This window comes from Streptomyces sp. NPDC055287 (assembly GCF_053646035.1).
Map to the genome: position 1 here is coordinate 41,892 of NZ_JBSHNE010000038.1, position 7,033 is coordinate 48,924.

At 69.6% G+C, this 7,033-nt stretch carries 6 protein-coding genes, 1 pseudogene and 1 riboswitch; of the genes and pseudogenes, 1 reads left to right on the top strand and 6 read right to left on the bottom strand.

The window, feature by feature from the left end:
• Positions 1-172: 172 nt before the first annotated feature.
• Positions 173-1,096: a M23 family metallopeptidase gene (locus ACWIHY_RS33645; RefSeq protein WP_454380133.1), complete on the bottom strand. Its 924-nt coding sequence runs from the start codon at positions 1,094-1,096 to the stop codon at positions 173-175.
• 2 nt (positions 1,097-1,098) lie between these two features.
• A riboswitch (cyclic di-AMP (ydaO/yuaA leader) is annotated at positions 1,099-1,271 on the bottom strand.
• A gap of 651 nt (positions 1,272-1,922) precedes the next feature.
• Between ACWIHY_RS33645 and ACWIHY_RS33650 the strand changes: the two genes are divergently transcribed.
• Positions 1,923-2,747, top strand: coding sequence for a tyrosine-protein phosphatase (locus tag ACWIHY_RS33650; RefSeq protein ID WP_454380135.1), 825 nt, complete (start codon positions 1,923-1,925; stop codon positions 2,745-2,747).
• On the opposite strand, the gene ACWIHY_RS33655 is transcribed toward ACWIHY_RS33650, so the two are convergent.
• The 5 genes and pseudogenes from ACWIHY_RS33655 to ACWIHY_RS33675 form a co-directional block, all read right to left on the bottom strand.
• The gene (locus ACWIHY_RS33655; RefSeq protein WP_454380136.1) at positions 2,748-2,894 is read right to left on the bottom strand and encodes a DUF6126 family protein; all 147 of its coding nucleotides are present in this window, start codon (positions 2,892-2,894) and stop codon (positions 2,748-2,750) included. It lies immediately after the preceding gene.
• A 1-nt stretch (position 2,895) separates the two neighbouring features.
• Positions 2,896-3,498, bottom strand: coding sequence for a helix-turn-helix domain-containing protein (locus tag ACWIHY_RS33660; RefSeq protein WP_454380137.1), 603 nt, complete (start codon positions 3,496-3,498; stop codon positions 2,896-2,898).
• Positions 3,499-3,565: 67 nt separating this feature from the next.
• The gene (locus ACWIHY_RS33665) at positions 3,566-4,963 is read right to left on the bottom strand and encodes an aspartate aminotransferase family protein (RefSeq protein ID WP_454380138.1); all 1,398 of its coding nucleotides are present in this window, start codon (positions 4,961-4,963) and stop codon (positions 3,566-3,568) included.
• A gap of 12 nt (positions 4,964-4,975) precedes the next feature.
• Positions 4,976-6,871 (bottom strand): 1-deoxy-D-xylulose-5-phosphate synthase, encoded by a 1,896-nt coding sequence (dxs, locus tag ACWIHY_RS33670; protein ID WP_454380139.1) that lies wholly within the window; start codon positions 6,869-6,871, stop codon positions 4,976-4,978.
• Between the two features lie 22 nt (positions 6,872-6,893).
• Positions 6,894-7,033: pseudogene (locus tag ACWIHY_RS33675) on the bottom strand (flavodoxin-dependent (E)-4-hydroxy-3-methylbut-2-enyl-diphosphate synthase); the annotation flags it as partial.

Genomic DNA, 7,033 nt, shown 5'->3' on the forward strand with positions numbered 1-7,033 from the left:
CTGGAGCGAGTGACCTACGCCACCGTAGGGAGGGGTTGACGCGGCGTGAGATAAGACACCGGTCAAGATTCACCCAACCCGGAATAGGACTAAAACGCACGTACGCCCCCTTTTGTCGCCGAGGGTGGCAGCAAAAGGGGGCGTACGGAAGAGCCCTGAGGGATCAGATCCGTCAGATGGTGACGCCGTGGCCGCGCAGGTAGGCCAGCGGGTCGACGTCCGAGCCGTAGCTCGGACCGGTGCGGATCTCGAAGTGCAGGTGCGGGCCGGTGGAGTTGCCCGTGCTGCCGGAGAGACCGATCTGGGTGCCGCCGCTGACGCTCTGGCCGGAGGAGACGGCCAGCGAGGACAGGTGGGCGTACTGCGAGTAGCGGCCGTCGTCGTGCTTGATGACGACCTCGTTGCCGTACGCGCCGCTCCAGCCCGCGGAGACGACGGTGCCGGCACCGACCGCCTTGACCGGGGTGCCGCTGGAGGCGGAGAAGTCGACGCCCGTGTGGTAACCGCTGGACCAGCTGCCGCCGGCGGCGCGGTACGAGGTGGTGACGCCCGCGGAGACCGGGGCGGTGAAGCCGGAACCGGTGGCCTGCGGCGCGGCGGCGGGCTTCTGGGTCTCGGTCTTGGCCTCGACCTTCGGGGCGGGCTTCGGGGCGGCGGGCGCGGGCGCCTCGGCCGCCGGCTGCGCCGGCTTCGCGGGGGCGGACTCGGCCGGGGCCGCCGCCTTCGCGCCGAGGGTCAGCTTCGTGCCGGGCAGGATCAGCGAGGGGTTGCCGCCGACGACCTCACGGTTGTCGTCGTACAGCTTCTGCCAGCCGCCACGCACGTCCTGCTCGTCGGCGATCTTCGACAGATAGTCGCCGGAGACCACGGAGTAGGTCTTGGTGCTGGACTTCTTCTTCGGCGTCGCCTTCTCGGACACGTCCGAAACGGCGGCCTTTTCGGCGGACGCGGCGGCCGGAGCGGCCTTCTCCGCGGCGTTCGCGCCGGTGGCGGCGATGAGGGGAAGTGCGAGTACTGCTCCGCCCGTGCCGGCGGCGACGAATCCGCGCGTGAGCGAGTTGGACCTCGGGCGGCGGTGCTTACCCTTTGCGGGCATGGAACATTCCTCTCCGGCGCCTACGAGGTGAGCTGTCGGGTTCGGGCTGGAGATGCCCGGCCGCACTGTCGCGCGGCTTAACCCCAAAGCCGGTCCGGAGGTGAAACTTCCGGTTCGCCGGCGTACTTACCTGGTTCCCCCGCTCCTGCCACGCGTGAGTGAGTGTGAGTGCGGATTCCGGGAGGTGGCAGGATTCGGCGGTCCACCCGGATTGACGGTGACCGTAAGCCGATGCAGCTCCCCCGTACAAGCCGGTCCATTCACCCCGTCATTGCCCCACGAGAATTCATGACGCAATTCCCGTCACCCTCTGTGGATTACGGATCATTACGCCCCGCCTGCGAACAGGCATTTGACCCCACCCCTTCGCCACGCACCGTCACAAATATGATCCTGCTCACCAGCGGTCCCGTCATTTCCCTTACCCGCCAAGGGTGTTGGCACGAAATAGCCCCATTCACGCCAAGTGCCGCTTACGCCCGCTTTGCGGCAATATGACTACCCCCGGCGACAGAGCCACTCGGCAGCGGCGAGGAAGATCCGAGCCCCCGTGACCGCGGTGCGGGTGGACCAGCTCGCCTCGATCGGTGAGATACGGCCCGTGCCTTCCAGCCGCCCCGCAGAGCAGCCGGGAACGGCCGTGATCGTCTGTCCCGGCCGTAAGAGTCCCCGGATCCGCACAGGTGCGAAAATGCTGTCCGTGCGGAGTGCCGGGGGCGACGGCCGAGCGGGCTCGGCCGCGATGATTGCCCCAGGTACCCATGTCGTATCGTCGAAACGCGCCGAAGTCGGCGAGCAGCGCCGACGGCAGACTTCAGGAGCTCACGTGACACAGCAGCTGCCGCAGGTCCCGCCGACAGAGCCCGAGCAGGAGCCGGAGCTTGCCGCGGTGCGCAACTTCCGCGATGTGGGTGGCCTGCCGACGGTGGACGGGCGGCGGGTCCGGTACGGAGCGCTCTTCCGCAGCGGTCATCTGGCGCACGCCACCGCCACCGACGCGGCGTTCCTCAATTCGCTCGGTCTCCACACGATCTTCGACTTCCGCAACGAGGCGGACCAGCGGCTGGAGGGCCCGGACGTCGAGCTGCCGGGGGTGCGCAATGTCAATCTGCCGCTGACGGACCCGGCCGACGGCGCCGTGTTCTGGAAGATGGTGCGCGACGGGAATCTCGACGAGCTGCGCGAGATCCTCTCGGACGGCAAGGCCGCGGACCGGATGTCGGCGACGTACCGGGTGATCATCAAGGAGCGCACGGCCGAGCACAGCCAGGTGCTGCACGCTCTCGCCGAGGACAGCGTCCCCGCGCTGATGCACTGCGCGGCGGGCAAGGACCGCGCCGGCCTGTCGATAGCCGTGACGCTACTGGCGGTCGGCGTCGAGCGCGAGGCGATCGAGGCCGACTACCTGAAGTCGAACGATCCGCACCGCCGCTACAAGGTCCACCGCAGTGACGATTCGTCAGCCGGGATGTCCCCCGAGGTCATGGAGCTGCTGAGCCCGCTCTTCGAGGCCCGCGCGGAGTACCTGGCCGCCGCCTTCGAGACGATCGAGAAGATCTGGGGCACCACCGACCGCTACCTCGAGGAGGGGCTGAACGTCACGCCCGAGGTCCGCGAGCGGTTGCGGACACGTCTGCTCGACCAGGGCTGATCAGCGCGAGCCGCCGAGCGTGAAGAGCAGGTAGACGAAGGCCGCGAACAGGTGCCCCGCGACGAAGTACACGAACAACCGGATCGCGAGGCCCCTCGGGATCTTGTCCTCGATGAAGCGGCGCGCGGTGGATTTCTGTTCCGGCATGTCAGATCTCCTGAGGTAGGCACAGCCCGGCGGTGGCACTCTGCAGCAGCGTGTGGACGAACAGCAGGTCGACCCCTTCGGGGCCGGCCGCCGCGATGCGGTGCGGGGTCAGCGAGTCGAAATGCGCGCTGTCCCCGGCATCGAGCCGGTGAACGCTCTCGCCGAGGACCAGCCGCAGCCGCCCCGACAGCACGTACAGCCACTCCTCGCCGGGATGGACGCGCACCAGATCGCCCTGGGCGCCGTGCGGCACATGCACGCGCAGCGCCTGCATGGCGCGTCCCGGACCGCCTGCCCGGTGGTACGTCCAGCCGTCGGCCTCCCGGGCCTCGGCCTCACCCGCGCGCAGTACGGCGTCCCGGTCGCCGGCGGTCTCGCCGAGAAGGGCGGAGACCGTCGTACCGTAGACACGCGCGAGTGCGAGCAGCATCGGCAGCGAGGGCTGGCGCTGTCCCGTCTCGAGGCGGGACAGGTGCGCGGGCGAGAGTCCGGCGCGACGGGCGGCGGCCTCGAGCGTGAGACCGCTGTGCCGGCGCAGGTCGCGCAGGCGCGGGGCGACCGAGGGCAGCGCTCCTTCGGCCGGCTCTTCGAGGCGGGGTGTCATGCCTCCATTGGGCCAGAGGGTTTACCTCTGGGGCAAATAACTTGCCTCAGAGGCAAAGCGCCCGGAACTAGCGGTTCGCGACCGCCTGCTTCACCAGCGTCCGGCCGAAGTCCCACATCAGACCGCCACCGCTGTGCGCGTCGTCCATCACCGCGGTGAACGCGTCGACGAACCGGTCCACCTCCTTCTCCCCCACGGTCAGCGGCGGAATAAGCTTGATCACTTCCAGGTGGTCGCCGGAGACCTGCGTCAGGATCCGGTGCTTCTGCAGGAGCGGTACGACGACCATCTGCGCGAAGAGCCCCTTGCGGGCGGCCTGGAGCATGGTCCACCGGCTGCGCAGCTTCAGTGAGCCGGGCCGTCCGAACTCGATGCCGATCATGAGCCCGCGCCCGCGCACGTCGTGCAGCAGTTCGTAGCGGCTGATGAGCGCCGTCAGCCGCTCGCGCAGGAGGTCGCCGGTGCGCCGGGCGTTCGCGACGATCTCCTGCTCCTCCATCACCGCGAGCACGGCGAGTCCCGCCGCCATGGCCTGCGCGTTGGAGCCGAAGCTGGCCGAGTGGACCAGCACCCGGTCCATCGACGAGTAGACGCGCTTGAAGATCCAGTCCTTGCCGAGGGTCGCGCCGACCGGAACGTAGCCGCCGGAGAGTGCCTTCGCGACGCACAGCAGATCGGGCTCGACGCCCCCCTCGTGCTGGTAGGCGTAGAAGTCGCCGGTCCGGCCCAGGCCCGTCTGCACCTCGTCGGCGATCAGCAGCGCCTTGTGGCGGTGCAGAAGTTCCTGGGCCGCGCGCAGGAACCCGGGCGGTGACGCGTGGACGCCCTTCCCCTGGATCGGCTCCACGACGAAGCCGGCCACGTCCCCCTTCCTCAGCTCCCGCTCCAGGGCGTCCAGGTCGCCGAGCGTGATCTCCGTGTCGGGCAGCAACGGCGCGAAGCCGTCGCGGAAGCCCGCCTCGCCGTTCACCGAGAGCGAGCCCGTCGTCAGGCCGTGGAAGGCATGCGCGCAGTACAGGATCCTGGGCCTGCCGGTCGCGTACCGGGCGAACTTCAGCGCGGTCTCCACCGCCTCCGTGCCGCTGTTGCCGAAGAACACGCGGTCCAGGTGCGGGCTGTGCGTGAGCAGCTTCTCGGCGAGCAGCCCCGGGAGCGGCTGGCAGTCGAAGCGCGTGAGGTCGGCGAGCGAGGCGTCCAGTACGTCGTGCAGCGCCTTGCGTACGACGGGGTGGTGCCGGCCGAGGCCCATCACGCCGAAGCCCGCGAGCATGTCGAGGTAGTCGTTGCCTTCCGCGTCCCAGAAGTAGGCACCCTCGGCCCGTTCGTAGACCTTGTCGAAACCGATGGTGCGCAGCATGCGGGGCAGCTGGTGGTTCAGGTGCCTGGCGTGCAGCTCGTAGCGCTCGTCCCCGCGTTCCGCGAGGAGCTTCGCCAGGTCGAACCCCATCGGCGCGCCGTCTGTCATTCCGCCGTCTCCTTAGCGTTCCCCAGTGGGACGGCCGGTCTCCCCGGCCGCCAGGGCGAGGCTGATCCGGCCCGCTATCGACGCGGGCGTGAGCCCGATGTCGGCCAGCACCTCGCCGCGCTTCGCGTGCGCGAGGAACTGCTCGGGGATGCCGTACGTACGCAGGGGTACGTCGACACCGGCGTCCCGCAGTGCCTGCCCGACGGCCGAACCGACGCCGCCGCTGCGGCTGTTGTCCTCGACGACCGCGACGAGACGGTGCCGCTCCGCGAGCGGCGCGAGATGCTCGTCGACGGGCTTGACCCAGCGCGGGTCCACGACCGTGCAGCCGATGCCGCGCTCCGCCAGCAGCCCGGCCGCCTCGAGACAGACGGGCGCCAGCGCCCCGACGGAGACCAGGAGTACGTCGGGCTCACCGGTCCGGCACAGCACGTCCATGCCGCCCACCCGGCCGGCCGCCGGAATCACCGGCCCCACGGACTCCTTGGGGAAACGCACGACAGTGGGCGCGTCGTCCACGGCGACGGCCTCGCGCAGCTGGGCACGCAGCTGGTCGGCGTCGCGCGGCGCGGCGATCCGCAGGCCGGGTACGACCTGGAGGAGCGACATGTCCCACATGCCGTTGTGCGAGGGCCCGTCGGCCCCGGTGACGCCCGCCCGGTCCAGTACGAAGGTCACGCCGCACTTGTGCAGCGACACGTCCATGAGCAGCTGGTCGAAGGCGCGGTTGAGGAAGGTCGCGTAGACGGCGACGACGGGGTGCAGTCCGCCGGTGGCGAGCCCCGCCGCGGAGACCGCGGCGTGCTGCTCGGCGATCCCGACGTCCCAGACCCGGTCGGGGAACGCCTCGGCGAACTTGGTCAGCCCCACGGGATGCAGCATGGCCGCTGTGATCGCGACGACGTCGGGCCGCTCCGCACCGATCTTCGCGATCTCGTCGCCGAACACCGAGGTCCAGGAAGGGCCGTTGGCCGGCGCGAGAGGTTCGCAGGTCAGCGGGTCCATGGCGCCGACAGCGTGGAATCGGTCGGCCTCGTCCTGCTCGGCGGCGGCGTAACCCCGCCCCTTCTCGGTCAGACAGTGCACCAGTACCGGCCCGTGGAAGCGTTTGGCGCGGCTGAGGGCCGACTCGACGGCCGCAGTGTCGTGGCCGTCGACCGGGCCGACGTATTTCAGCCCCAGGTCCTCGAACATGCCCTGCGGGGCGAACGTGTCCTTGAAGCCCTTCTTCGCGCCGTGCAGCGACCCGTACAGCGGCTGCCCGATGACGGGGGTGCGCTGGAGCACGTCCTTGCCCCAGGCGAGGAACTTCTCGTACCCGTCCGTGGTGCGGAGGGTGGCCAGGTGGCTGGCGAGTCCGCCGATGGTCGGGGAGTACGAGCGCTCGTTGTCGTTGACGACGATGATCAGCGGCCGGTCCCTGGCGGCGGCGATGTTGTTGAGCGCCTCCCAGGCCATGCCGCCGGTGAGCGCCCCGTCCCCGATCACGGCGACGACGTGATCGTGCCGGCCGAGCACCTGGTTGGCCTTGGCGAGTCCGTCGGCCCAGCCGAGGACCGTCGAGGCGTGCGAGTTCTCGATGACGTCGTGCTGGGACTCCTCGCGCGACGGATAGCCGGAGAGCCCGCCCTTGCCGCGCAGCTTGGAGAAGTCCTGCCGGCCGGTCAGCAGTTTGTGTACGTAGCTCTGGTGGCCGGTGTCCCACAGGATGCGGTCGACGGGCGAGTCGAAGACCCTGTGCAGGGCGATGGTCAGTTCCACCACCCCGAGGTTGGGGCCGAGGTGGCCGCCCGTCCGGGCGACCGCGTGGACCAGGAACTCCCGGATCTCCGATGACAGCTGACAGATCTCGGGGTCTGTCAGACCCTTCAGGTCGCGCGGCCCCCGGATGTTCTCCAAGATCGTCACGCTCGGCCCCCTCTCTGGTCGTTCAGCTCACGGTGACGGCGGGCGCCCCCGAAGGGATGCCCTCGTCCTCCATCTGCTCGGCGATCTTCATCGCCTCTTCGATGAGGGTCTCGACGATCTTCGACTCGGGGACGGTCTTGATGACCTCGCCCTTGACGAAGA

Coding starts and splice junctions, on each gene's coding strand:
- ACWIHY_RS33645 (WP_454380133.1), bottom strand. CDS start 1,096: ATGCCCGCAAAGGGTAAGCACCGCCGCCCGAGGTCCAACTCGCTCACG.
- ACWIHY_RS33655 (WP_454380136.1), bottom strand. CDS start 2,894: ATGCCGGAACAGAAATCCACCGCGCGCCGCTTCATCGAGGACAAGATC.
- ACWIHY_RS33660 (WP_454380137.1), bottom strand. CDS start 3,498: ATGACACCCCGCCTCGAAGAGCCGGCCGAAGGAGCGCTGCCCTCGGTC.
- ACWIHY_RS33665 (WP_454380138.1), bottom strand. CDS start 4,963: ATGACAGACGGCGCGCCGATGGGGTTCGACCTGGCGAAGCTCCTCGCG.